The organism is Bacillus sp. FSL R12-0074 (assembly GCF_038005725.1).
In the GTDB taxonomy this organism is placed as follows: domain Bacteria; phylum Bacillota; class Bacilli; order Bacillales; family Bacillaceae_G; genus Bacillus_A; species Bacillus_A mycoides.
The window spans coordinates 2,358,751-2,382,718 of record NZ_JBBOTR010000001.1; the positions used below are offsets into that span (position 1 = coordinate 2,358,751).

The following is a 23,968-nucleotide window of genomic DNA, read 5'->3' on the forward strand; positions in this document are numbered from 1 at the left end:
GAAGGGGTGGGAATAGACAGGAGGGATTGCCATTGCTACAAGCTATGTTACCAATTGTTCTAATCCTTTTTCTAGTCGCTTTGATGTATATAACATATCAAAAAAGAAAAAAAGCGGGGATAAAAGGATTAAAAAGTTCATTAACTTCTATTTGTTGCTTTTTAATTGCAATCTTAAATTTGTTTGCATATTGGCTTCATTTTGGGGGTATTTTTACTTGGCTAGTCTCAATCGTATTGTTGCTAGTGGGGGCGTATTTTACAAAATATATTCCAATCTCAAAAAAGGTGCACTAAAATTACACGAGTTTATATGTAATGTTTTATTTCAATGTGCTATAGATGCCTTTAAATCAATGCTTTTGAGCATTTCGATATGTGTTTGCAAACATTTTGTAAACACATATCGAAATATACTCTTCGCGAATGTTTTCGCTGCATCTTCTTGCATATTGGGTAAGACATGAGAATATACCCTTAAAGTTAAAGAGATATCAAATGTCAATGACAGAATTCATGAAGTTTGTAAAGTGCGAGAACGAAGGTGTTTTTGACATCAAGCAGATGTACAACGCGGAAAAAGCTTTCAAGAAAGTGCAGAACCACCGAAATCTACATTTTGCTTACATGGGTATGCGAGTAAATGTAGCTGGCAAGTGGGGTACGATCGTTGGAAACTGGAAAACTAATTTGTTCGATGGGAAAATAGAAGCGTACAACTGCCACCCTTATTGGGAAATTGCTTACTTCGATGAAGAGGGCAATGCGGTTCATAGCTGTCAAAAGGGAGAGTATGCGATATAAGTAAAAAAGGACGAGCAGTCGTACCTACTGTCCTTTATAGGAGAAAAATTATTCTGGACTAGAACTACGAATAACCAGAAAACGCGCTTTTAACCAGTGTTGTCAAAGATGTAATAATTTATGCAACAAAAAAGCTTAGTAGGAATTCAAAACACCAAAATGGCTTGCATTGGTAAACAGGCTCAAAAGTAGTATATGCAAAATGAAAAATTCCATACAAAAAGCAGACAACAATTTTGGTTGTCTGCCAGTGAGTCGAATGAGTTAGCTAATTGTGATAAATTGCTTTCCCATTTTAAGAAGAGTGAAGCTGCTAGTTCAAACAGCTTGTAGGTAGTCTTTTCGATATTTTAAAAAATATACAGAGAAAGCAGATAAGTGACGAATCTACCTGCTTCTGCTGTAACAAAAGAAAGAAGTATTAGCCGTGGATACGGCGGCTTGAAAATAGTATGTATTGGTTTTGAAAAAATATTCAAGGAGTGAAGGGAAATGGGATGGGGACAAATTTGAGGGCTATTTAATCGAACAGCTTCGTACCCGTCACAGTCGGTATCCTATTGTGACGGGTATCTGACTTATATTATTGAGAGAACGGGACGGAAGGATGCCACAGTATTGTTGCAGGAATCCAGACGGACCTGCGCGCTTGCCCCAGCATTCGCGAGTTGCGTCACGGCATTCAAGATAGCAGATCTTCTGCCAGATTTGACGGCTACGTTATAGTTCACGACTAGGGGCGAACTGGGTCCTGATGGGGAAAGCGATTGAGAATTGCTTGATGATAGGTTGTTCTTAACGTGACGTTCGCTGTCAGCGTGAAACCTTCTATAGTAATGCCAGTCAGCGTTGTCCCATTAAATGAGGTGAGTTTGACTGTAAGCATGTAACGGTTTTGCATATTTATTTTTCCTTTATTATTAGACTCAATTTATTTTATGCTTGTCTAACAATTTAGTGTAGACACTTGCATCATAATAAGTTGAAAGATATATAAGATTATATTTTGATAAGGCGTGGGGATAAAAAGAAGGCAGTTGAACAAAAACGTTATTTGAATAAAAGCTAGTGGACTAGTTTTTAACACTCACTGAAATTAATACTCATAATATACTTTGTAATAACTTATATGGAAGTGAGTTGAATACTAATGTTTTATTCATATTTTGATACCCGAGATAGAATGCGTCCGTATGGTACGGCGGGTATTACGTATAGCGGAGCACAAAGTACAATTCAAGCTGTTCAACAAGCGTTACAAGCACAGCAGCAAATGCAACAAATACAGCAAGGCATACAACCGTACTATTTATCTATGGAGTATTATTATCCAATGCATCATATTACACCATACGGAATTTCTGTTTCAACAATTCCATATGGAACTGTATACAATTTATAAAAATATGCGGGGGAATAAATTTGAGTATTTATATAAGGGCGCAAGTACAGAGCGCCCTTATAAGAAATGATTCGTATCTCATGAATTAATATTCAATTAAATGTGTAATTAAGATTAATATAAAAATTTTATTTTGTATGTATTTGAAACACGAAAAGAGCACTTAATAAAGTGCTCTCATGACGAGATCATTCACTCAAAAGAAAGGAATACACCATATCATACGAAAATATTTTGAAATGCTCTTGGGTAAATTAATTATTATTTGTAAAAAAAAGCAGCTAGCAAAAGCTAACTGCTCGGATATGATGGGGATTAATGGAAGAAAAGAGGAATATGATTAGTGTCTCTCTGTTTTTTATATTATTCGCAAATAAACCCGGTTGCTATACCAGTTGGAGCAACACCTACTGGGACCGTATCAATAACCGTATTTGTAGCAGTATTGATGACAGAAACAGTATTACTAGCTTGGTTTGTAACATAGGCGCGAGTGCCATCTGGTATGATAGTCACTTGGTCTGGTGATAGTGCAACCGGAATGGTATCGATGACGGTGTTTGTCAACGTACTTATTACAGATACATTATTACTTACTTTATTTACAACGTAAATACGAGCTCCATCCGGTGTAATAGCTATACCAACAGGTTCGGTACCTACGTTAATTGTATCAATAACGGAATTTGTAGCGGTGTTAATAACAGAAACAGTATTGCTGTTTTGATTTGTGACATAAGCACGAGTCCCATCTAGTGTGAAGACGATTATCCTAGGTCGAATACCGACATTAATGGTACCAACAACTGTGTTGGTAGCAGTAGCGATAACAGAAATTGTATTACTTAATTCGTTTGCAACATACGCAAGGGTCCCATTTGGAGAAACAGTAATTCCTTGCGGAGCGATTCCAACATTAATGGTACCAACAACTGTGTTGGTAGCAGCGTTAATAACAGAAACTGTATTATTACCATGATTTCCAACATAAACAGTTGTGTTATCGGGAGAAACAGCTACACCAATCGGGTTAGTTCCAACAGGGATGGTATCGATAACTGTATTAGTGGCAGTATCAATAACGGAAACTGTATTAGAAAAAATATTAGTAACATAAGCACGAGCCCCATTTGGAGAAACTGTTACTTCAAGAGGGGCATTATCTACAGTAATTGTAGCGACTACTGTATTTGTCCCGGTGTTAATAACAGAAACTGTATCATCTGCAGGATCATCAATGGCTCCTGCGTTTGTAGCATAAACAAGGAAATTACATCCAGTTCCCGTCGGCCCAGTAGGCCCAGTAGGTCCCGTCGGTCCAGTTGGCCCCGGTGGGCAATCACAATCTCCCGATGGCCCAGTAGGTCCCGGTGGTCCTTCAGGCCCTTGAATACCTTGCACGCCTTGAGGTCCAGTAGGTCCTTCAGGCCCTTCAGTTCCTTGAATGCCCTGCACGCCTTGAGGTCCAGTAGGTCCTTCAGGTCCTTCAGGCCCTTCAGTTCCTTGAATGCCTTGCACGCCTTGAGGTCCAGTAGGTCCTGGTGGCCCAGGAACTCCTGTTCCTGTCCCTGAACCAGTAGGTCCTGGTGGTCCTTGAATGCCTTGAATACCTTGCACACCTTGAGGTCCAGTAGGTCCTTCAGGCCCTTCAGGCCCTTCAGTTCCTTGAATGCCTTGCACGCCTTGAGGTCCAGTAGGTCCTTCAGGCCCTTCAGGCCCCGTCGGCCCCGTCGTTCCAGTAATGTTTAATAGTGAACTATTCAAGACTCCTTGTAAAATTAAGCTAAATGTCTGCTGTAACAAGGGGTCCGATATATTTGAACAACTAATAAGTGAAGACAAGTTTTGGAATAGAAATTGGAATAATGCTGAGATTTGAGTGAGAGTTGCAGTAGGTAAGGAATTGATTAATTGGTTTATAGTTCGTAAAACTAAATTTCTATTTGGTGTATTTGGTTGTACTGCTATTAATAAATCATTTAATGCCTGTAATGCTGTTTGGAGTATTTGTCTAGTTGTAGGATTTGGTGTTGTGAAGAAAGAAAGGATAGCTTGGTTTAATTGGTTTATTATTTGCAATAATTCTTGTTGTTGAGAATTTGAGAAAAAAACAGGTGTACAACAATTACTTTGATTACAAGGGGATACAGAAATAAAGCAGGGGCGCTGAAACTTATCACACGAATTTGGTGAATTTGACTTATTATTATGTCTCATAAATAACTCCTCTAAAAAATTTTAAATGTTAGATATGTCTTGATAATTTATATTAGCAACTGAGTTTAAAGTATTTATGGGTATATGTTTAATATGAAATGTTCAGAAATTTTTCTTCCTTCAAAGTATATGTCAATAAAGTGAAGATGATCTTATTTTACATGTAATCATATATATAAATAAAATGAAGATGCTTTTATAGTACATATAATCAATACTTAGTTACTAATAGGATGTTGTAATCATAGGAATAGAAGATATTATGATATATGATTTTATTAATATGACTCGCATTCCATATAACGGGCATCTGATTTGAATTTTTTCCAGTATCTTAATACATTTAAGAGACTGGATTGTTTAGTGGAAATAAAACTTAATAAAATAATCCTTTTATAAATAAGTAGATCGAACGGAGGGGAACCGTATCGTATGAATCAATTGTCATTTTCTGAAGACATCGATGAAAAAGAGATGCGAAGACTTGTGGTGAAGGAGCTGAAAAACTACAAAGCATTGTGCGTTCGGATGAAAAATCAAGAAGAACAGGCTCAAACGGGGGCATCGTTCTTTTTCCTAAAATGAAAGGTGACGATAAGAATCATGAGATACGTTTTAAACAAATTGAACGGACATTGAAATATGCTCTTGATAATGATCAACGTCAGATAATTGAATTGAAGTATTTTGGGAGTGAGAAAGTCAAAGATTCCTATGTTTATAATGAATTGATGATGAGGCGTGATAGTTTTTATGAGAATAAAAAAATAGCTATCCGTTTGATAGCTACTGCTTTAGGGATTATATGAACGTGGTTTTATTTTAGTGAAGATGAAATTATGATCTTTTGTGTTACTGATATAAATTGTTATATGATACGTGTAATCCATCTTACTCGCTCTGCCTTGTGGCAGGGCTTTTTTATATAATAATATAAATTAAGTAGTTAAAGAGGTGTGTTTAAATGAGCTGGGAAGAATCATATAGAAGAGAGCAACCATGTCCATGTGGTAAGGGAAAATATATTGAAATTATGAAGGTGTATGCAATAGAAGAAATATAAGAAAGTGCTAACACGTATGCGGAATAGACATAAAACATCGCTGATTTGCCATTCATAAAAATAGACTTTTCTTAGCAGAAATCAATAATTATAAATACTTATAAAATTAGCTCTGATATAGCAGATATTGAAGCGAAGAAAAATAAAGATGGGAGTGCATATTGGAAATACGAAGATGACCAAACAAAATTATGGAATATACGACTATAGAACTAGAAAATGATGACATAAATCTAAATATTATTGTTTAAATTCATATTTTATAATGTCCATTTAGCCCGCATTAACTGCCCGTAAACCCCCTCTGATTAAAGTTTCACTTTATAAAAATGAGCCCATAGTAAAAATAACCTAAAAATAGGCATATGAACAAGGTGCATCATCTAGTGATAGGTCATATTTTGTTGGTGTACGTATTGAACTTAGTTTATCCCGCTATTTGTGGGCAGTAAAACTCCCACCTCAAAATTCAACTGGAGCAAAGAAGTTAGGTGGGAGCCCTGCTGCCCGTAAACGCCCGATTGGTGCGGGCTAATAATCAGTGGGGGATGAACAAAACCCCTACTGATTAAAGTTTCACTTTATAGCGCTATTTCTACTTAGATTTAACGAACAGAAATATAGGAAAGTATCGATGGGGTTTTAGTTTATAAACGGAGGTCATGAAGATGAATAATTTTCAACAAGAACTACAAGCGTTAAGCCTTAATGATTATCAGCCTGGAAATATTGTGTATTGGGACCAGCAAAACCAATATCCATATTACTATATTACAGATGATGCTCGTCGCTGTGGCGGCTGTGGCGGTGGTCGTTGTGGTGGTTGTGGTCGTTGTGGCGGTGGTCGTTGTGGTGGATTCCGTTGTTTTGGTTGCTTCGGTTGCTTTAGTTGTTTTGGTTGTGGTGGTTGCTCTAATTGCTCTAATTGCTCTAATTGTTTTGATGGTTTTAATGGTACTACTGTAACATTTGAATATTGATAAGAGACAAAAGGAATCCATTTTGAAAAAAGATTGATCGAAACGGATTCCTACTTTGTGAAGCATTATATAATTTTTATAAAAATGTGCTAACAAGTTTGCAAACAGACTTGCTAACACCTATACGAAATAGACATAAAATATCGCTGATGTGAAGCTTAATAATACGATAATAATTTAGCACTTATAATGAATAATAGGTTATTAGAAAAGAAACCATAAAATGTAATGTTTTATATCATTATAAAAAGAGATTATTCTAATAGGTCGTTGTGTAACGGCTGCATAGGATAATCTCTTTTTATGCTTATTTTTGTAAAGAATGTACTGTTATTTTGAGTTGCTCAATAAATTTCCGGGTAGCAGCGCACATATATTTATCTCTTCTATAAATAAGTCCTATATCTATTGTTGGAGTGGGGTTTTCAATTTTAATAGCTTGTATGTGCTCATTTTGCAAAAAGTCTATATACGGTTTTGGTAACACGGTAATCCCCATACCTTGTGCGACCATTTGAATTAAAGATTCCATTGTACTAATTTCTAAAATTGGCTTTGGTTTAAAGTTAAAGTTTTGGCAATGAGATGTAATTAGTTCTGTTAAATAGAAATTTTTAGGTAGAAGAATTAAAGGATAGTCCTGTAATTCTTCAATAGATACATACTTACGTTCAGTTAAAGAATGGCTGGTTGGCACAACTAATGTAAGTTCACTTTTATATAGTGGGATAGAAACAATCTCTTTATCTTGCACCGGGAGAAATGTAATACCAATATCTAATTCATTTTGTAATAATTTTTCACGAATTTCTCCTGTACGAAGCCCCAACACAGAGAGTTCGATATTTGGATATTGCTTATTGAAATCTAATATAGCTGGTGGTAGTAAATAATTTACTACGGTTAACAAAGATCCTATTGTTAAGGAACCATGATGTAATCCATTTAAATCTTGAATGGCAGAACGAGCTTGTTCGACTTCGTGAAAGATTGTTTTACTGTGCGATAATAAAACTCTGCCTGCTTCAGTTAAAGATATTTTTTTACCAATTCGATCGAAAAGTGGCATGCCTACTTCATGTTCTAATGCACGTATTTGTTGGCTTAGTGAAGGTTGTGAAATATTTAATTTCTCGGCTGCTTTTGTGAAATGTAATTCTTTCGAAACAGCTAAAAAGTATTCTAATTGTCGTAATTCGATTGAAATCACCTCAAGTTTAATCATAGGATATACCTATCATTATTATATAAATAATTGAATTGAACAATGGTTTTGTGGGATATATAATCACTTTATCAGAAATGGATTGATTAAAAAATTAGATGAGGTGAAGAAGAATTGTTGAAATCTAGTGTATTACCGGGCAGTTATTCACAAGTACTTCAAAAAAGGTATGAGGAGGCTGTACCGACAGGAATATATCATTTAACGCCTTTATATGTAAAAGAAGCAAGGGGAGCGATAATAACAGATGTAGATGGAAATCAGTTTATTGATTTTGCTGGTGGAATTGGTATGCAAAATGTTGGACATTGTCATCCGAAAGTTGTAAGAGCGGTACAAAAACAAGCAGAATCATTTATACATCCTTGTTTTCATGTAACTCCATATGAAAATTATATTACTTTAGCGGAGAAAATTAATGAGAAAGTGCCAGGTACAAGTAAGAAAAAAACGATGTTTGCCAATAGTGGTGCGGAAGCGATTGAAAATGCTGTAAAGATCGCACGTAAAGTAACAGGGAGGAGTAAAGTAATTTCGTTTGAACGAGGATTTCATGGGAGAACATTAATGACAATGTCTCTATCGACCAAAGAAACTCCATATAAAGCAGGATTTGGTCCGTTCGTTTCAGACATGCATATATTGCCGTATCCGTACTATTACAGAGCTGAAGAAGGAGTTTCTCCTGAAGAAGTGGATTCTCAAGTCATCTATCAGTTTGAAAAGTTTTTAGAAGAAGTATCACCTGAAAAAGTAGCAGCGATCGTAATGGAACCAGTACAAGGAGAGGGTGGGTTTATTGTTCCTTCCATTTCATTTGTAAAACGATTACGAGAAATTTGTAATCAATACGGTATTTTAATGATAATGGATGAAGTGCAAACTGGATTTGGCCGAACAGGGAAATGGTTTGCAACGGAACATTTTCATATAGAACCTGACATAATGACTTTGTCAAAATCAATTGCTGGCGGTTTACCATTAAGTGCTATTGTCGGTCGTGCGGAGTTGATGGACATTCCTGGGAGAGGACAAATTGGTGGAACTTTTGCCGGGAGTCCGTTATCATGTGCAGCCGGTCTTGCTGTATTTGAAATAATGGAAGAAGAAAATCTAGTTGAAAGGGCTCAGCAAATTGGAAATAGAATAATGTCACATCTACATCAAATGCAATTAAAGTACGAAGTGATTGGTGATGTTCGTGGAATCGGTGCGATGGTTGCAATGGAACTTGTAACGAATCGCATAACGAAAGAACCTGCAAAAGAACTAACAGTAAAGCTAATTGAAGATTTTTGGAAGAATGGGCTTATAAGTATTGGAGCGGGGATATTTGATAATGTACTACGCTTTTTACCACCTCTAGTTATCTCAAACGAAGAAATAGATAGAGGATTTGAAATAATAAATGAGTCTTTTGAAAAGTTGTGCCGCAAGTAAGAGGAGGGATTTGAATGACTAAAGTATATGAAATCCTATCTTTAAATCTAGGATTGCCAAAAGAGGTTATGTATGGTGGGAAGTTAATTCAAACAGGGATAAATAAAAAGCAAGTAAAGGAACCTGTTTTTTTATCATTTTTAAAGTTTAATGGAGATGGACAGGCGGATTTAGTTCATCATGGAGGGGTAGATAAAGCGGTTTGTGTTTATACTGGTGACCACTATCCTTACTGGGAAAAAGAGTTGAATCAGGAACTTGTATATGGGGCTTTCGGTGAAAATATAACAGTAAGCGGAATGCGTGAAGAAGATGTTTGTATTGGTGACACGTTTCAACTCGGAGAAGCGATTGTACAAGTAACGCAGCCAAGACAACCTTGTTTTAAATTAGCGAAGAAATATAATATTCCAAAGTTGCCATTATATTTTCAAGATACAGGATACACAGGTTTTTATTTTCGAGTATTAAAAGAAGGGTGGATATTACCGGTAGATACTTTAAAATTGTTGAAGCCTGATCCAAAAGGTGTGTCAATTTTGTTTGCGAATCGCATAATGCATAAAGAAAAACAAAACTCTGAAGGATTAATAAGGATTTTAGAAGTAAATGCACTGTCTACTAGTTGGAGAAAGACGTTTGAAAAGCGAGTGAAGGGAGAAGAAATTAGTACGATGGAGCGACTTGAGGGAACCAAAGAATAGGTGAATTATATTTGCATAAAATGGTGTATTTCTATTATCGGAAAGATAAGTAGGAAGCACCATTTGTTATATAATAAACATGATATTATTCAAAAATCTTAATACTAGTTTATTCGACTTGTTTTTTAATAATCAAAACATAAAATAAATTAAACCATTTTTAAAAGTTTTATGATACTATATTGATTTGAAAGGCCTATTTTTTGAGAGTAAGTCATATAAGTATATCTAAATTAATGGAATCGACGTATGGAGGGACAACATGGGGAATGTTGAAAAAATGGCAAACTTTCTATTAGAAGAACCGAGAAGAGAACAGTTATTTCCTTTATTTGAAGAAGTGTTTGGGATTACGAGCCAAACATTGCAGGATTTTTCAGAGAAAGGGTATTGGGATCATACATATAAAGCATTATCATTTTTACAAGATGATAATGCGATTGCAAATGTTGCGGCATTTTCACTTCCGCTTTTAATTAATGGTGAAAAAATAAATGCAACGGGTATTCAATCAGTAATGACACATCCGAATTATCGTAGACGAGGATTAATGAAACAATTGTTTAGTAAGATGATAGAGGAAATTGATGAGCAATGCGAGTGTGCGGTCTTGTTTACTGAAAATCCGGAACTATATAAACCATTTGGTTTTCAAATTGTGCAAGAATATTTGATGACAGTATCATACGAAAATAAAGGTTACAAAGATTCTCAACTTAAAAAGTTAGATTTTTATAATGAAGAGGATAGACAATTAATACATGAGATTATTGAAAATGGCCAAAGGCTTTCTAATAAATTTTCAGCGCTAAATTACCGCTCTTCGTTTTATTTAAATATGTATGATTCAACATGGAATGAAAACCTTTATTATTCAGAGAAATTAGATGCGCTGATTGTTCTTACAGTAGAAAATCAAAAACTAAAATTATTTGGAGTATTTGCGCCGGTAATTCCGATTTTAGATGAATTATGTGAGGAAATCTCTGGGGAATTTACGGAGATTGAATTTTATTTCTACCCAGATCAATTAGGAATTGATGATGTACAATATACAGAATTACAGACTAGTAAGTATTTAATGGTTCGAAGTAATAAAGAATTAGATTTTAAAGGTTATAAATTCCCGGTATTAACTGAGTTTTAAATATTAATTTAAATGCTTTTTTATGGAGGAATTATGAAAACATCATATATACCAAATCATATTGAGCAACTTACTGTAATGAATGCACCTAAATTTTACAAACTTGAAGACAATGATACATTCATTGTCCATTCGAAAGAAGAAACAGATTTTTGGCTGAAAACCCATTATGGTTTTGAAGTAATGAATGGCCATGTATTTTATGATGAGATAATGACAGATTTTCAGGCTGAGGTTCAATTGCGCATGAATCCAAATGCGACATACGATCAAGCGGGTTTATTTGTTATGATTTCTGAGAAGTGTTGGTTAAAAACATCTTTAGAATATATTCCTGAGGGCCCATCACATTTAGGTGCTGTCGTAACGAATAATGGCTATTCTGATTGGTCAACGCAAGACTATCCAAATGAGTTTGCTAAGCAACAATTACGTTTTCGAATTATTCGAAAAATTGGCGATTATACAATATATGTGAAAACGAGTCAGCGATGGGAACAAATAAGAATCGCTCATTTGATGGAGGACATAGGTAATGAGCCTGTTAAAATTGGTTTTTATACGTGTAGTCCTTCTGAAAATAATGGATTCGAGACCGAGGTTTTCGATTTTAAAATTGAACAAATATAGATGGAAAAACCGCATTCTTACTAAATGAGAATGCGGTTTTTATTAAGTTAAAGAGTATTCACATCAACTGGCAGTGAAAATGCCTGGTAGATTAAAGTTCCATTTTATTGACTAAAAATGATTTAAAACTTATCATTTAATAATGTTAAATATTAATTTACATAATATAATAGGACTAATGAAGAAATTACAGACTATATCGCTTAAATAAGGAGGAATATGAATTATTCAATGGTAATTTCATGAAAAAAGGAGATTATGTATGAAATCATTTCGCAAGTTGTTACAGTATTTAAAACCATACATGTTCTTCGCTATTATTGGACCGCTATTTATGGTACTTGAGGTTGCGATGGACTTAATTCAACCGACAATTATGCAACATATTATTGATATTGGAATTGCAAATCGGGATTTGAATTATGTAATAAAAATGGGGCTTCTAATGATAGGAGCGGCGGCGCTTGGATTAATTGGTGGACTTGGCTGTATGATGTACTCTACAAAAGCAGCTATTAATTTCGCTACAGACATACGAAAAGATGTGTTTGCGAAAATAGAAACATTTTCTAGCAAAAATCGTGATTCATTTGGAACAGGTAAATTATTAACAATCGTGACAAATGATATTACATCTATTCAATCGGCAATGACGATGACGTTACGTGTACTTGTCCGTGGACCGTTATTATTTATTGGAAGTATCATTATAGTCTTTGTAACAGCGAGAGACCTATTTCCAATTTTACTTGTTGTGGTACCCGTATTATTAGTTGCAATTGTATTGATTGCAGGTCAATCGAGCGGTTCATTTAAGCGAGTACAAGAAGCATTAGATAAAGTAAACACAAAGCTACAAGAAAATTTATCCGGTGTACGTGTTATAAAAGCATATGTAAGACAAAAATATGAAATCGCACAGTTTGAGAAAGTTAATACAAGTTTAACTGAAATAAATATTCGTGCAATACAAATTATTTCATTGATGATGCCAATTATTATGCTAGTTGTAAATAGTGGAATTGTAGCAACTTTATGGATTGGTGGCGAGAAAGTTTTTAACGGTACACTCCAAGTAGGGGCCATTTTAGCTTTTATTAACTATTTAAATATCATTTTAATGTCACTTATGTCTATTAGTATGGTATTTATTCAAATTGCCCGTGCTTTTCCATCAGCTGATCGTGTACAACAAGTCTTACATACTGAAGTTGATATTACAACTGAAGGCGACGTATATGAACCAAAACAAGTGGGTGGTAATGTAGAGTTTAAAAATGTTAGCTATAGTTATACGAAAAATAATGAATATGTTTTAAAAGATATTTCATTTACTGTACGTAAAGGTGAAAAAATAGGGATTATTGGATCGACCGGAAGTGGTAAATCTACATTGGCGAAACTATTGCCACGACTTTACGATGTTGATCAAGGTGAAATATGTATAGATGATGTTAATGTGAAAGCATACGATTTGCAAAAACTTCGTGCTTCCATTGGCTTCGTTCCACAAAAGGCACTTCTTTTTTCAGGCAGTATAGAAGAGAATTTACGTTATGGCAAAGAAGATGCAACTTATGATGAATTGGAATTAGCATCTTCATCTGCTTGTGCGACTGAGTTTATCAATAAGCTGGAAGACTCTTATGAATATAACTTAACACAAGGTGCAACCAATCTATCTGGTGGTCAAAAACAACGTATATCTATTGCAAGAGCCCTAGTGAGAAAGCCATCTATTCTTGTATTAGACGATTCTACATCGGCAGTTGATGCGAAGTCAGAAGCTGTAATACAGGAAGCATTAAGGACAAGATATAGTGGCACAACGACATTTTTAATTGCATCAAAAATATCTTCTATTATAGATGCTGATAAAATCCTCGTTTTGAATAACGGTGAATTAGTTGGAAATGGTACGCATGAGGAGTTATTGGCAACTTGTGAAGTGTATCAGGAAATTTATCTTTCCCAAGGTGGTAGCCTGCAGCAAGAAGGAGGGGAAGAGCGTGCGTAATTTTCAAGGACAATTTGGAAATAAAGGTGGACGTAACAATCCGAAAACGGGAAAAACTAAGAATACTAAAGGAACTATAATGCGAGTATGGAACTATATGGGGTATCAAAAAGCATCTCTGATGTTCGTTATTATTCTTGTATTTATCACGACATTACTAGGTTTACTTGGGCCATATTATATGGGGGTCATCATTGATGAATACATTGTACCGAAGGATTTAAGCGGGACAGCCAGAATGTGTATGCTACTCATTGCAATATATGGGATAACCGTATTATTAACATGGTTACAAACATTTGTAATGATTAATGTTGCATTAAAGACTATACAAAAAATACGACAAGATATTTTTGAAAAAATCCAAACACTTTCTCTACGATTCTTTGATGTACGTTCTCAAGGTGATTTAATGAGCCGTGTGACAAATGATATTGATAACTTGAATCAAGCTTTGACACAAAGTGTTGTGCAAATCATTTCATCAGCGTTAACGTTTATAGGTGTAACAATTGCGATGTTTTCATTAGATTGGATTTTAGCGATTGTAACTTTAATTACAGTACCTATTATGTTTTTCGTTACGAAAAAACTAGTTGCTTATAGTGGGAAAAACTTTGCGAAGCGTCAAAAGGATTTAGGAGAATTAAATGGATTTATTGAGGAAGCTATTACAGGCGCAGACGTAACTACGTTATACGGAAAAGAAAAAGAAACCGTACATAACTTTAATGAAATTAACGAACAGCTAAGAATTTCAGCAACGAAGGCTGAAACGTTTTCAGCATTTATTTTTCCAAGTATGAACTTTATTAATAACTTAGGAATGGGGCTTGTAATTGGAACTGGATCGGTAATGGTATTAAACGGAATGACAACAGTAGGTGTCATTGCAGCTTTTATTAATTATTCTCGACAATTTTCAAGACCACTTAGTCAATTTGCAACTTTAATGAATACGATTCAAGCGGCAGTTGCTGGAGGAGAACGTGTCTTTGAAATTATGGATGAAGTACCAGAAATTCAAAATAAAAAAGATGCAGTACTTGTACAAAATTTACAAGGACATGTTAGGCTTGAGAAAGTTTCATTTGGATACGCACAGGACAACATGATTTTAAAAGATGTGAGTCTCGAGGCGAATCCTGGGGAGACAATTGCTTTAGTCGGTCCAACTGGATCAGGAAAAACAACAATTATTAATTTGTTAACTCGCTTTTATGACATTCAAAAAGGGCAAATTAGCATTGATGAAAAAGATATAAAGGATTATGATATTAATTCTTTGCGGAGTAAAATAGGGGTTGTTTTACAGGATACGTATTTATTTGCAGGAACGATTATGGAAAATATTCGATATGGACGTTTAGATGCAAGTGATGAAGAAGTAGTTGCAGCAGCAAAAGCAGCATCAGCACATTCTTTTATAAAACATCTACCGAATCAATATGAAACGGAAATTGCTTCAGAAGGTTCGAATTTAAGTCAAGGACAAAAACAACTCCTTGCGATTGCACGAGCGATTTTAGCAGATGCAGATATATTAATTCTCGATGAAGCAACATCTAATATTGATACGAGAACAGAATTACAAATTCAAGCAGGATTAAATAATTTAATGAGAGGGCGAACGAGCTTTGTAATTGCTCATCGACTGAAAACGATTGAAAAAGCAGATCAAATACTTGTAATAAAAGATGGAAGTATTTTAGAGAGAGGAAATCATGAAACTCTCATGGAAGATGGAGGGTTTTACTTTGATTTGTATACGAGTCAGTTTAAAATTTAACAAAAACATTGATGTGGTGAGGTTTCTCTAGAAAAGAGAAACCTCATTTTTTATATTTGCAAACATTGCCATCCGAAAAGTCTATCACTGAATGTTTTAACAGCGTCCTTTTGCAGACTAGGTGAAAAATGTGAATAGCGATTTAAGGTTATGAAAACGTCCTTATGATCCAATCGTTCGCTTACAATCTTTGGATGTACTCCTTGTTTTAAAAGAAGCGTTGCATGAGTATGGCGTAAATCATGAAATCTAATGTTTTTTAATTCTGATTTTTTCAAATAGGCTTTAAATTTATCACGAAAACCACTTTTGTCTTCTTTTTCCTGTCTCTGAATCAGCTCCGATATCGACAATAATACACCGCTTTGTTCCTCTTTTTCGAATATGTCCTTTCACTTAAAACATTCCTTCATTGATTTTTGAATCATGTTGTAAAAGTATATTTGTAATTTTGCTGCTATGAAAATTACATGTTTGGACATATCGGCGATGGATATATTTTATCATATATAAATTAAAACATTTTGGAGTCGTCTATTTAGTAAAGAAATTAAAATTATAAGAAATATGATTTTTAGTATATTTTCATCAGTTGGTGTATATATGTCGTATTTATTATTTTTGGATTTCAAATGAAATTTCTTTAGCTGCTTCTAAAGCTATTTTTTTAGCTTCTGTTTTAAAATAGGCTGCAGCTAAAACGTATCCACATCGATGTCCCATTGATGTAGGTGGTTTTAAGATAGTTCCTTTTTTAGGTTTTATATAAACTTTCTCTACACCAGGATATTTAGAACTACGGTTTTTCCCTGTAACTCGAATTAGTTTTCCTTTAGATTTAACTGTTAGGTAATGAGCGTACACATATTTATAATGTTTTTTATTTAGTGAAGGTTTATTTCCTAACATTAACTGAATAGTCTCTTGCACTAAGTTGATTCCATGTCCAATTTCAATTATGTCATTCATTGCTCCACCTGATATTCTGGGATTTATCTCAATTAATTTCCAAACATCTTTTATTCTCCGGAGTTCTAGATGACACGCTCCATTTTTCATATTAAAGGCCTGAATAACAGAATTAACTGCATTGAAAAGACTATTATATAGTCTTTTGTCTACCTGTCCTAGTAAAGAATAACCAGTAACAATAAAACGTTCAAAAAGTGTAATTTCTTGTTCAATTACTGCTATAATATGGACTTTTCCATCTTGAACTAAAATTTCAACTAAGTACTGAGGTCCATCTATATATTCTTCAAGTAGAATTTCTTCATTAGGTAGTTTTTTTAAAAGACTTTGTATAGATAAGATTAATTGATCTTTATTTTTTACTAATAATACATCTTTGGATCCTGTTGATTTAGGGGATTTTACAATAAGAGGGAAATTCATCTCTTTAGTTTTTTCAAGAAAAGATGATAATGATTCTGTTGGTTTGTAAATTAAATAGTTGAGTGAGATTGGTAATTCTTTAAGTACATTACGAGTTAATATTTTGTTTTCCATATGATGGATAGCTTTAGTAGATACAATATTTGAGCAAAATCTTTCTGATAAACGTGCAGCCACATAAACAAAAGGGTCAATAAAACTAAAGATCCCTTTTATGTTTTTTCCTGATTTATTTAATTTTTCAATTGTTGTAATTATATTATCATAATCATTTATATCAGTGAAAATCATCTGATGTACATCAGGGAATATAGTGCGTTCATTAATAAATTTTGTTTTTTTAGTTAATAAAACAGTAAAGAAATTAAGTTTTTCAGCTGCTTTGATTGCTTCCCTACTTGATCCAGATTTATTTGTTTCAATGAAAACGATAGTATCCATTTTATGTCACCTTAACCTTTATCATTTTATAAAATCTCAGGTTTATTATTTCTATAGGTAGAATATTAAAATGAGGTTAAGCTTGTTCTGGATTTTTCGAAAAATGGTTGAATGAGGAAGAACATGAATATATATATAATGAATTTGATATTTGTTTTGAAAAAATCTTTAGAAAGAAGGGAAGAAGAACTAACATGACTATAATTGGTATGCTTCATCATCGGAAAGATCCGAATGACGTAAAGAAAGCATATACTTATGCTGCTGTAGCTAAAGCTGAAGGTGTGGAATTTTTTTATTTTACTTTAGGAAAAGTAAATATAGAAACGAAGAAGATTTTAGGTAAAACTTATGAAAATGGTAAGTGGATTGAACAAGAATTTTCTTTTCCAGATGTTATTTACAATGCAAGTGTTCATGTTAGTGATAAAAATCAGCAAATCTATGATTATCTACATGAAAAAGTTCCTTTTACAAGTCATTCAATTGGAAATAAATTAAGTGTATATAACAGAATAAATAGAGAGAAAAAATTTAAGCAATACCTTATTCCTTTTTATGAATTAAATGATGTTAATAAGTTTTTTGACATGATTAATCGTTATGAAAAACTTATTATTAAACCAATTTCTGGACATCAAGGTAGTGGTATTATTTTCATTGAAAAAAATGGGATGAATTACAGTATGAATGATTCAGAACAAATTTCATCTATTAATAAAAAACAATTACGGAGCTTTATATCTGATAAGATTCAAGAGCAAGGTTACATAGTTCAACAGTTTATTTCATGTCAAATGAAATCTGGTCATGTTTATGATTTTCGATTGCATGTTCAAAGAAATGGGGAAGGCAGGTGGGTTGTTACTTCTATATTCCCGAGAATAGGTCCATTAGGAAGTATTGTATCAAATATGGCTAAGGGTGGTTATAGTACGTATTTAGATGTTTTTTTAAAAGCGGAGTTTGATAACGATTGGTATAATATTAAAAGGTATTTAGAACGATTTGCAGTAACTTTTTCTAACCATTTTAATTCTTTATATAAGGATATACTATTTGATGAGTTAGGAATTGATGTAGGGATTGATAAGGATCAAAAATTGTGGTTATTTGAGGTGAATTGGAGACCAGGGGTACCTAATATATTTAATCTTGAATTAGATGTAGCTAGAAATTTAGTTCACTATGCTAGATATTTGGCTGATAAATATAAATAAGAAAAGGAAAATATAATGAAACCTAGAAACCTTTATATACCAATGTTTCTACTAATCTCTCTTTCTATATCTCCTATAAGGCTTTTCTCCATGCATTCCGAAATTGGGCGGATGCTGGACTGTCGCCAAGCCAACGTACCTAATACGAGGAAAATACCGGAACCTGGTAATACATCCTTCATTGTGGGCGGGAGCACATATTTTTTTAAAAAATACGCTTGTCCAATCCATTATCATTCTCCAGTCATTTAATACTACAAAGGGGGGAGAACATGGAAAGCAATGAAAAAATCACGTTTCGATTTGTAAAAAAAGATGGAGAAGAAATTAATTTGGGAAATCTTGCTGATAAACGAAAAATTGTCATTGTCATTAATAATCAGATTACATTTGCACCGAATACAACACAAATTGCCAGTGGAGCCGGACAAAATAGTGCAGCAGGAAGTAATGCAGCAATCGATTCATCGAATACCCGACAGCAAGAAACGGTGGGCGCTGGAGGCGAAGCCATAAATAAGGGAATTAGTGGGGACCAGATTGAGCCACATAAAATGAAAAAAGAAACTTCGGATGAAGAGGCGGAATTTGTACTTATCATCAATAATCAAATTAATAAAACCCGTAAGGAACAGGCTGGTGCTACTCAAGTGGCAAGTGGTGGTGGAGAAGACAGTGCAGCGGGAACCAACGCTGCCATCGAAAGTTCTAATACTAAACAGCAACATGCAGTGGGAGGCGGAACGGATAGTTCGGCAGAAAATGCAGGTGAAGAAGGCGACCAAATAGAAAAATGCGATTAAAGAAAAGAGGCTGTAATTATTTCGCAGCCTCTTTTTCTTATTATGGATTAATTGGTCTATTACTTACCCAACCAAATTAGGAATATATTAAATATCTTGATGGATCATATACTGTCCATAATCCTATCCGTTGAGAAGTATTTGGATTTTTATATACTGCGATTGATCCATAAGGCTGAAGTTGTATTTAATAAAAAGTTGTAGCTTCTGATTTTGATGATGCGAAAAATCAAATTCGTCAACTCGAATTGTCTTTTGCCACAGAAGCATGTGCTTCTTTTTTTGAAGAGCTATTAGTATTTGTACAGTTTCTAGTAATAAGTTTTGGATTATACATTCAAAAATAGAAAAAATATATCCAACCTTATTTAGCAATGAAGCTTAGTAAGAAGCGTGTGGATATAAAAATCGTTATTGGATAAAAAATCAAAAGAGCACGCCTATAAACGTACTCTTAGAAAGATAAGAATCTTATGAGTGGAGGAAATCTCCATATAATAACATATGCTTGTCTACTTTAAATGTGTAAAATTTATAAACAAAAATGCTATTTTATTAAGAAACGAGAAACGGTAGATAAGTAAGTACGTACGTATATTATCGGATGTTAGTTGTTTTAATGAAAAAGAAACCTTTATAAAAAGGTTTCTTTTTCATTAAAATTAACAATCATAATCATTGTCGTATTCATGGTTACATTCATCGCAAGGGTTGTTCTGGTCATCACAGCAAATACAAAATGTTTTATTGATAAATATATCAATAAAATCAAATGTATCGGAATTATTTGTGAGAGTAAGGCTTTGTAAATCTTCTACTTGAAAGATCCTTGTTTCATTAGGAATTAAAGTTGCATTAATTGGTATGTTAGAACTTCTTGTTTGAACTGTTACTTCAATGGGACCGGAATCGTTAGGAACAGATAGTTGAAGTAATGTTTTGTTGTGATTAATAGTAAGATCTTCAAATACTGTTCTTGAGGTATTAGGGGGTACGATAATATCGAGAGGTACATTTCCAGCTAAGGTAGTTCCCGAACCAGCAATCGTGTGAGTTTCGACAAAACAGTTACTATCTTCGTTAATAGAATATGAATGCTCTTTATAATAAGCATTTTGTTCATTGCAGCAGATGCAAAATGTTTTTTGAATAAAAATACCAATATCGCTACTTGTATTGGTATTATTTGTGACAGTGAGGCTTTCAAAATTTTCTACTTGAAAAATCCTTGTTTCACCTGTAGCTATTGTAGCAGTAATTGGTCTACGAGCATTTCTTGTACGAATAGTTATTACAATCGGTGCAGAGGTGCCAGGAACATGAAACTGAAGTAATGTTTTGTTGTGATTATTAGTAGAATCTTCGAAAACTATTTTTGAAGTGTTAGCTGGTACGACAATATCTAGAGGTATATTTGAACCGGCAATCGTATGCGTTTTAGTGAAACAGTTCTCTTTTTTATTGTGAGAATATGAATAGTTTTTATAGTACTTTTTACCATGTTTATAAAAAAAATCAGCCATTCTTTAATCTCCTATCTTCTATTTGTCTATATATTATATTTAATGAGGATAAGAACTGTTTGTACAAGGTAGAAAAAAGTTCTATTTAGGAGAATAAGAGAAAGAATTTTAGATGTATGTTCTGTAGAATTTGTTTCAGTTAACCCAAATATAAGAAATGTATAGCTAACCTTTTTACGATATTAATAGTTAGGAAAGCATAGATCGGGAAATACAGTTTGGTATTCTGGGATTAACCGAAGATCAGTAGTTAAGGTCGCATAGTGCGTATAGTTTTTTTCTAATTTTTCAAGTGTTGTTAAATGATGAGAACCTAAACCACGCTGTACACTATGTTTAGAAAGAGTGGGTCCAATTTGTAATTTTCTTTTTTTCATAGCCTCGTTCCATGGACTATAAAAAAATTTTAAAACGAAAGCAGGCTGCATGTAAATGCTATATGGATAATGTGAGCCATGTCTGCCGACTCTGTAGTCACCATGAAAAATATTGTGAATTAATCTACCGTTGAGATAAAGCAGATTGGGACTGGGTTGGATTAAAATACCGTGATAACGTTGTTTGACTAGTGGAATACTGTATCTTGGATTAGAATAGCCGTGAGAAGGTTCATCGATCATCATTATAACTCTAATGGAAAACATGTTCCCTCCATTAGAGTTAAGTGAAGTGAAAAATTGTTCTTTATTAAAACAACAAAGAAACTCTGTCGTATTTAATACCATTTTCCATCCAGTAACTTCTTTTTCAATTTCCATAACTTCTTGATCAACTAAATAGGCATCAAATTCTAATACTTTTGAATTGCGAATTTCCCAATGAGGTGCAAATAACTTACATATTTCCACTGAACGGTCAGTAGATCCTCGGTTAATTAGAATACCGTGATCAAATAGTTTTGTATGATGCATTAACCACCATGGAAGTAAATATTCTTCATTGTAAAAATGAGAAATTAAAGTAGTCTTAATGAAAACCTCCTCCTTATATAACACACTTCTTATTTAGTATGATATGGTGGGAATCTTATCGTTAGAAGGTTCCCACCTTAAAACTAAAAAAACAAAGATGATAGGTGGAAGGATAATTATTTATTTCAGATTGACTGTTAAATTAAGAATTAGGATGGTTATGGAGCTAGTTGATAACAATTGAAATAGCGCTAAACACTAATAAAACTGCCATAATAATGTTAAATATTCGGTTATGTTTTAATAAAAGTTTTTGAAACATCGACCCGAATAGACACCAACTAAATGTACTCATTAAACCGACTATGCCTAAAAACAATGAAAAGAATAGGTAACTAGAATATGAATGGTAGTAAGGGAGAATAAAAGTTGATACTACAGTCAGTCCGAATAAAATTCCCTTCGGGTTAACAAATTGAAGCATAATTCCTACTAAAAATATGTTTTTATTACTTTTTTCATTTGTATCTGTATTGCCTTTACTAGTGAGTATTTTAAAAGCTAAATACAGCATATAAGCTACACCTAAAATTTTTAAAGGGAATTCAATTAATGGCAGAATATTTATAAGTACAATATTAAAGAAACTACATAATGAAGTGATAATAAAAAAACCGAAAGCCACACCTAGGCAAAATGTAATGCTTCTTTTTAATCCATATTGCTTGGCGTATGTCATAGCTAAAAAATTGTTAGGGCCTGGTGTGAAGCTACTAACTAAGACAAATAATAAAAAAGAAAATATTGGCATTTCAAAAACCCCCTCTTATCCGTGTGTTATAATGACCGAAAAGAACAATATAACGTGTGCTTTTTATTATACATAATGGTCGTTATATTGTATATGATATAGGAGTGTTTTTTATGGAGGAAATTCAAATTATCCTTGCAAAAAATTTAAAAGCTATTCGAGAGAAAGAAAAGCTGAGCTTAGAAAAGGTTTCTCAATTAAGTGGTGTAAGTAAAACGATGATTGGACAAATTGAAAGAGGAGAATCAAGCCCGACCCTAACAACAATATGGAAAATTGCCAATGGATTGAAAGTGTCTTTTACTTCTTTAATCAATAATCCACAGCCAGATACGAAAGTTGTTTTACGAAATGATGTTCAAGTATTATCTGAAGACAATGGGAGATATAAAGTGTATCCTTCGTTTCCTTTTCAAGATGATAGACATTTTGAAATCTATACTGTTGAAATTGAAACAGAAGGAAAGTTATATGCTGAAGCGCATAAAGAAGGAACAGAGGAATTTATAACTGTGTTTGATGGTGAACTGACAATTGAGGTAAATAATTGTCAATATAGATTAAATAGTGGAGACTCAATCAGGTTTAAGGCGGATAGACCTCACGCTTATTATAATTCAGGAAGTACGTTAACTCGGTTGAGTATGACAATTTATTATCCAGCTTCATAAGTTTTTATGTACATAAAAAATATAAGGGAAGAGTAATTATAAAACCATCTATACAAGGTGGTTTTTATTATGTGAAAAATTACAAAAAAAGACACTCATTTGAGTGTCAACACAGTATTTCTCTCGCGTATAGGATTGGAGAATGTTTCTCAAATACATATTGAGATGATTAGTAAAGGAGAAACTGTCTTCATAAATAACTTAACATTGATAGCTTATAGAGTAAATTGATAATGTTTATCCGGAATATTTAGTATAGATAGTTTCTACTATCTATATAGGGGAATGGCATTTAAAGCTAAGAAGAAAAGATGAATCATTTATTAATCAACTCGTATAATTGTTAGAGAGGCACCAGTTGATCCACCACCGACTAAATTGACAATTGATAAGAGACCGGATAATTGAAGATATTACCTGCATTTAATATTGTAATTAAATTATTATTATAACTTGAAGTAGATAAGGCAGGAGATAGAATTGAGCCCAGAAGTGATGTAGATCCGTTTAAAATTAGTCTTGAACCCGCAAGAAGTGCAGTTGTAGTATTAATTTGATAAGAAAGATAATAACGTCCCGTTACAGGGACTGTAAATAAATCATTCGCACTATTGACTGCAAAGCTATCAAGGCTTTGATTGTTTGAGAGTGGTATGTTAGTACCGCCTAGTACAACTGAAACTGTTCCACCCACTGTATTATTTGCAAACATAGAATTTGTTGTAACGTTTATGCCGGTATTACTCATGGGTCCAGTACTACCAGTAGGACCAGTT

Annotated in this window: 21 protein-coding genes and 2 pseudogenes; 14 read left to right on the forward strand and 9 right to left on the reverse strand. The window is 33.7% G+C overall.

The genetic code is table 11. The features are described from left to right. Nucleotides 1-32 precede the first annotated feature (32 nt). The gene (locus tag NSS97_RS12345) at nt 33-296 is read left to right on the forward strand and encodes a hypothetical protein (protein ID WP_044441703.1); all 264 of its coding nucleotides are present in this window, start codon (nt 33-35) and stop codon (nt 294-296) included. Between the two features lie 112 nt (nt 297-408). On the opposite strand, the pseudogene NSS97_RS30470 reads toward NSS97_RS12345, so the two are convergent. Beyond that, nucleotides 409-495 (reverse strand): annotated as a pseudogene (locus tag NSS97_RS30470) (tyrosine-type recombinase/integrase); the annotation flags it as partial. Between the two features lie 2 nt (nt 496-497). Here NSS97_RS30470 and NSS97_RS12350 point away from each other — a divergent pair. Together NSS97_RS12350 and NSS97_RS12355 are read left to right on the forward strand one after the other, a co-directional pair. Continuing rightward, a complete protein-coding gene (locus NSS97_RS12350; protein ID WP_107887519.1) occupies nt 498-803 on the forward strand; it encodes a hypothetical protein in 306 nt (101 codons plus the stop codon). A 1,150-nt stretch (nt 804-1,953) separates the two neighbouring features. Next, complete coding sequence (locus tag NSS97_RS12355; RefSeq protein WP_002085634.1) at nt 1,954-2,205, forward strand: DUF3947 family protein; 252 nt, start codon at nt 1,954-1,956, stop codon at nt 2,203-2,205. Nucleotides 2,206-2,568: 363 nt separating this feature from the next. Here the strand turns inward: NSS97_RS12355 and NSS97_RS12360 are convergent, their stop codons facing one another. Then, entirely contained in the window at nt 2,569-4,422 is a 1,854-nt protein-coding gene (locus tag NSS97_RS12360) for a YVTN family beta-propeller repeat protein (protein ID WP_341112685.1), read from the reverse strand. Nucleotides 4,423-4,854: 432 nt separating this feature from the next. Between NSS97_RS12360 and NSS97_RS12365 the strand changes: the two genes are divergently transcribed. Together NSS97_RS12365 and NSS97_RS12370 are read left to right on the forward strand one after the other, a co-directional pair. Next, nucleotides 4,855-5,007 carry a hypothetical protein gene (locus NSS97_RS12365; RefSeq protein ID WP_162836442.1) on the forward strand — a complete coding sequence of 51 codons (153 nt, stop codon included), beginning with the start codon at nt 4,855-4,857 and terminating at the stop codon, nt 5,005-5,007. 1,146 nt (nt 5,008-6,153) lie between these two features. Further along, nucleotides 6,154-6,465, forward strand: coding sequence for a heterocycloanthracin/sonorensin family bacteriocin (locus tag NSS97_RS12370; protein WP_063226656.1), 312 nt, complete (start codon nt 6,154-6,156; stop codon nt 6,463-6,465). A 307-nt stretch (nt 6,466-6,772) separates the two neighbouring features. Here NSS97_RS12370 and NSS97_RS12375 read toward each other — a convergent pair whose 3' ends face one another. Then, entirely contained in the window at nt 6,773-7,675 is a 903-nt protein-coding gene (locus NSS97_RS12375; RefSeq protein ID WP_085963395.1) for a LysR family transcriptional regulator, read from the reverse strand. Between the two features lie 129 nt (nt 7,676-7,804). On the opposite strand from NSS97_RS12375, the gene gabT reads away from it, so the two are divergent. The 6 genes from gabT (at nt 7,805) to NSS97_RS12405 (ending at nt 15,417) form a co-directional block, all read left to right on the forward strand. Further along, nucleotides 7,805-9,130: a 4-aminobutyrate--2-oxoglutarate transaminase gene (gene gabT / locus NSS97_RS12380; protein WP_002085627.1), complete on the forward strand. Its 1,326-nt coding sequence runs from the start codon at nt 7,805-7,807 to the stop codon at nt 9,128-9,130. A gap of 14 nt (nt 9,131-9,144) precedes the next feature. After that, nucleotides 9,145-9,834 (forward strand): MOSC domain-containing protein, encoded by a 690-nt coding sequence (locus NSS97_RS12385; RefSeq protein ID WP_107887522.1) that lies wholly within the window; start codon nt 9,145-9,147, stop codon nt 9,832-9,834. A 262-nt stretch (nt 9,835-10,096) separates the two neighbouring features. After that, a complete protein-coding gene (locus NSS97_RS12390) occupies nt 10,097-10,981 on the forward strand; it encodes a GNAT family N-acetyltransferase (RefSeq protein WP_341112687.1) in 885 nt (294 codons plus the stop codon). 33 nt (nt 10,982-11,014) lie between these two features. Further along, nucleotides 11,015-11,611, forward strand: a complete 597-nt coding sequence (locus NSS97_RS12395) for a DUF1349 domain-containing protein (RefSeq protein ID WP_131929250.1) — start codon at nt 11,015-11,017, stop codon at nt 11,609-11,611. A 262-nt stretch (nt 11,612-11,873) separates the two neighbouring features. Then, entirely contained in the window at nt 11,874-13,628 is a 1,755-nt protein-coding gene (locus NSS97_RS12400; protein WP_107887525.1) for an ABC transporter transmembrane domain-containing protein, read from the forward strand. Beyond that, on the forward strand, nt 13,621-15,417 hold the full coding sequence (locus tag NSS97_RS12405) for an ABC transporter ATP-binding protein (protein ID WP_044441686.1): 1,797 nt from the start codon (nt 13,621-13,623) through the stop codon (nt 15,415-15,417). Before NSS97_RS12400 ends, NSS97_RS12405 begins: the two co-directional genes overlap by 8 nt. A 50-nt stretch (nt 15,418-15,467) precedes the next feature. On the opposite strand, the gene NSS97_RS12410 is transcribed toward NSS97_RS12405, so the two are convergent. Together NSS97_RS12410 and NSS97_RS12415 are read right to left on the reverse strand one after the other, a co-directional pair. Beyond that, complete coding sequence (locus tag NSS97_RS12410) at nt 15,468-15,770, reverse strand: tyrosine-type recombinase/integrase (protein ID WP_440162322.1); 303 nt, start codon at nt 15,768-15,770, stop codon at nt 15,468-15,470. 262 nt (nt 15,771-16,032) lie between these two features. After that, entirely contained in the window at nt 16,033-17,253 is a 1,221-nt protein-coding gene (locus tag NSS97_RS12415; protein ID WP_107887527.1) for an ATP-grasp domain-containing protein, read from the reverse strand. A gap of 194 nt (nt 17,254-17,447) precedes the next feature. Between NSS97_RS12415 and NSS97_RS12420 the strand changes: the two genes are divergently transcribed. Together NSS97_RS12420 and NSS97_RS12425 are read left to right on the forward strand one after the other, a co-directional pair. Further along, nucleotides 17,448-18,473, forward strand: a complete 1,026-nt coding sequence (locus NSS97_RS12420) for a YheC/YheD family protein (protein ID WP_107887528.1) — start codon at nt 17,448-17,450, stop codon at nt 18,471-18,473. Between the two features lie 272 nt (nt 18,474-18,745). Then, on the forward strand, nt 18,746-19,276 hold the full coding sequence (locus tag NSS97_RS12425) for a hypothetical protein (RefSeq protein WP_044438282.1): 531 nt from the start codon (nt 18,746-18,748) through the stop codon (nt 19,274-19,276). 662 nt (nt 19,277-19,938) lie between these two features. Here NSS97_RS12425 and NSS97_RS12430 read toward each other — a convergent pair. From NSS97_RS12430 to NSS97_RS12440, 3 genes are all read right to left on the reverse strand, one after another. After that, a complete protein-coding gene (locus tag NSS97_RS12430; protein WP_107887529.1) occupies nt 19,939-20,799 on the reverse strand; it encodes an exosporium protein D in 861 nt (286 codons plus the stop codon). A 182-nt stretch (nt 20,800-20,981) separates the two neighbouring features. Beyond that, on the reverse strand, nt 20,982-21,794 hold the full coding sequence (locus NSS97_RS12435; protein WP_002127363.1) for a glycosyltransferase family 2 protein: 813 nt from the start codon (nt 21,792-21,794) through the stop codon (nt 20,982-20,984). Between the two features lie 142 nt (nt 21,795-21,936). Continuing rightward, the gene (locus tag NSS97_RS12440) at nt 21,937-22,521 is read right to left on the reverse strand and encodes a LysE family translocator (protein WP_341112696.1); all 585 of its coding nucleotides are present in this window, start codon (nt 22,519-22,521) and stop codon (nt 21,937-21,939) included. 113 nt (nt 22,522-22,634) lie between these two features. Between NSS97_RS12440 and NSS97_RS12445 the strand changes: the two genes are divergently transcribed. Next, complete coding sequence (locus tag NSS97_RS12445; RefSeq protein WP_044438287.1) at nt 22,635-23,192, forward strand: helix-turn-helix domain-containing protein; 558 nt, start codon at nt 22,635-22,637, stop codon at nt 23,190-23,192. A gap of 323 nt (nt 23,193-23,515) precedes the next feature. On the opposite strand, the pseudogene NSS97_RS12450 reads toward NSS97_RS12445, so the two are convergent. After that, nucleotides 23,516-23,940, reverse strand: a pseudogene (locus tag NSS97_RS12450) (BclA C-terminal domain-containing protein). Nucleotides 23,941-23,968 lie beyond the last annotated feature (28 nt).

Bases quoted from the DNA above. Each gene is read 5' to 3' on its own strand.
- NSS97_RS12350 (WP_107887519.1), top strand. From the start codon at position 498: ATGTCAATGACAGAATTCATGAAGTTTGTAAAGTGCGAGAACGAAGGT.
- NSS97_RS12355 (WP_002085634.1), top strand. From the start codon at position 1,954: ATGTTTTATTCATATTTTGATACCCGAGATAGAATGCGTCCGTATGGT.
- NSS97_RS12360 (WP_341112685.1), bottom strand. From the start codon at position 4,422: ATGAGACATAATAATAAGTCAAATTCACCAAATTCGTGTGATAAGTTT.
- NSS97_RS12365 (WP_162836442.1), top strand. From the start codon at position 4,855: ATGAATCAATTGTCATTTTCTGAAGACATCGATGAAAAAGAGATGCGA.
- NSS97_RS12370 (WP_063226656.1), top strand. From the start codon at position 6,154: ATGAATAATTTTCAACAAGAACTACAAGCGTTAAGCCTTAATGATTAT.
- NSS97_RS12385 (WP_107887522.1), top strand. From the start codon at position 9,145: ATGACTAAAGTATATGAAATCCTATCTTTAAATCTAGGATTGCCAAAA.
- NSS97_RS12390 (WP_341112687.1), top strand. From the start codon at position 10,097: ATGGGGAATGTTGAAAAAATGGCAAACTTTCTATTAGAAGAACCGAGA.
- NSS97_RS12395 (WP_131929250.1), top strand. From the start codon at position 11,015: ATGAAAACATCATATATACCAAATCATATTGAGCAACTTACTGTAATG.
- NSS97_RS12400 (WP_107887525.1), top strand. From the start codon at position 11,874: ATGAAATCATTTCGCAAGTTGTTACAGTATTTAAAACCATACATGTTC.
- NSS97_RS12415 (WP_107887527.1), bottom strand. From the start codon at position 17,253: ATGGATACTATCGTTTTCATTGAAACAAATAAATCTGGATCAAGTAGG.
- NSS97_RS12420 (WP_107887528.1), top strand. From the start codon at position 17,448: ATGACTATAATTGGTATGCTTCATCATCGGAAAGATCCGAATGACGTA.
- NSS97_RS12425 (WP_044438282.1), top strand. From the start codon at position 18,746: ATGGAAAGCAATGAAAAAATCACGTTTCGATTTGTAAAAAAAGATGGA.
- NSS97_RS12430 (WP_107887529.1), bottom strand. From the start codon at position 20,799: ATGGCTGATTTTTTTTATAAACATGGTAAAAAGTACTATAAAAACTAT.
- NSS97_RS12440 (WP_341112696.1), bottom strand. From the start codon at position 22,521: ATGCCAATATTTTCTTTTTTATTATTTGTCTTAGTTAGTAGCTTCACA.
- NSS97_RS12445 (WP_044438287.1), top strand. From the start codon at position 22,635: ATGGAGGAAATTCAAATTATCCTTGCAAAAAATTTAAAAGCTATTCGA.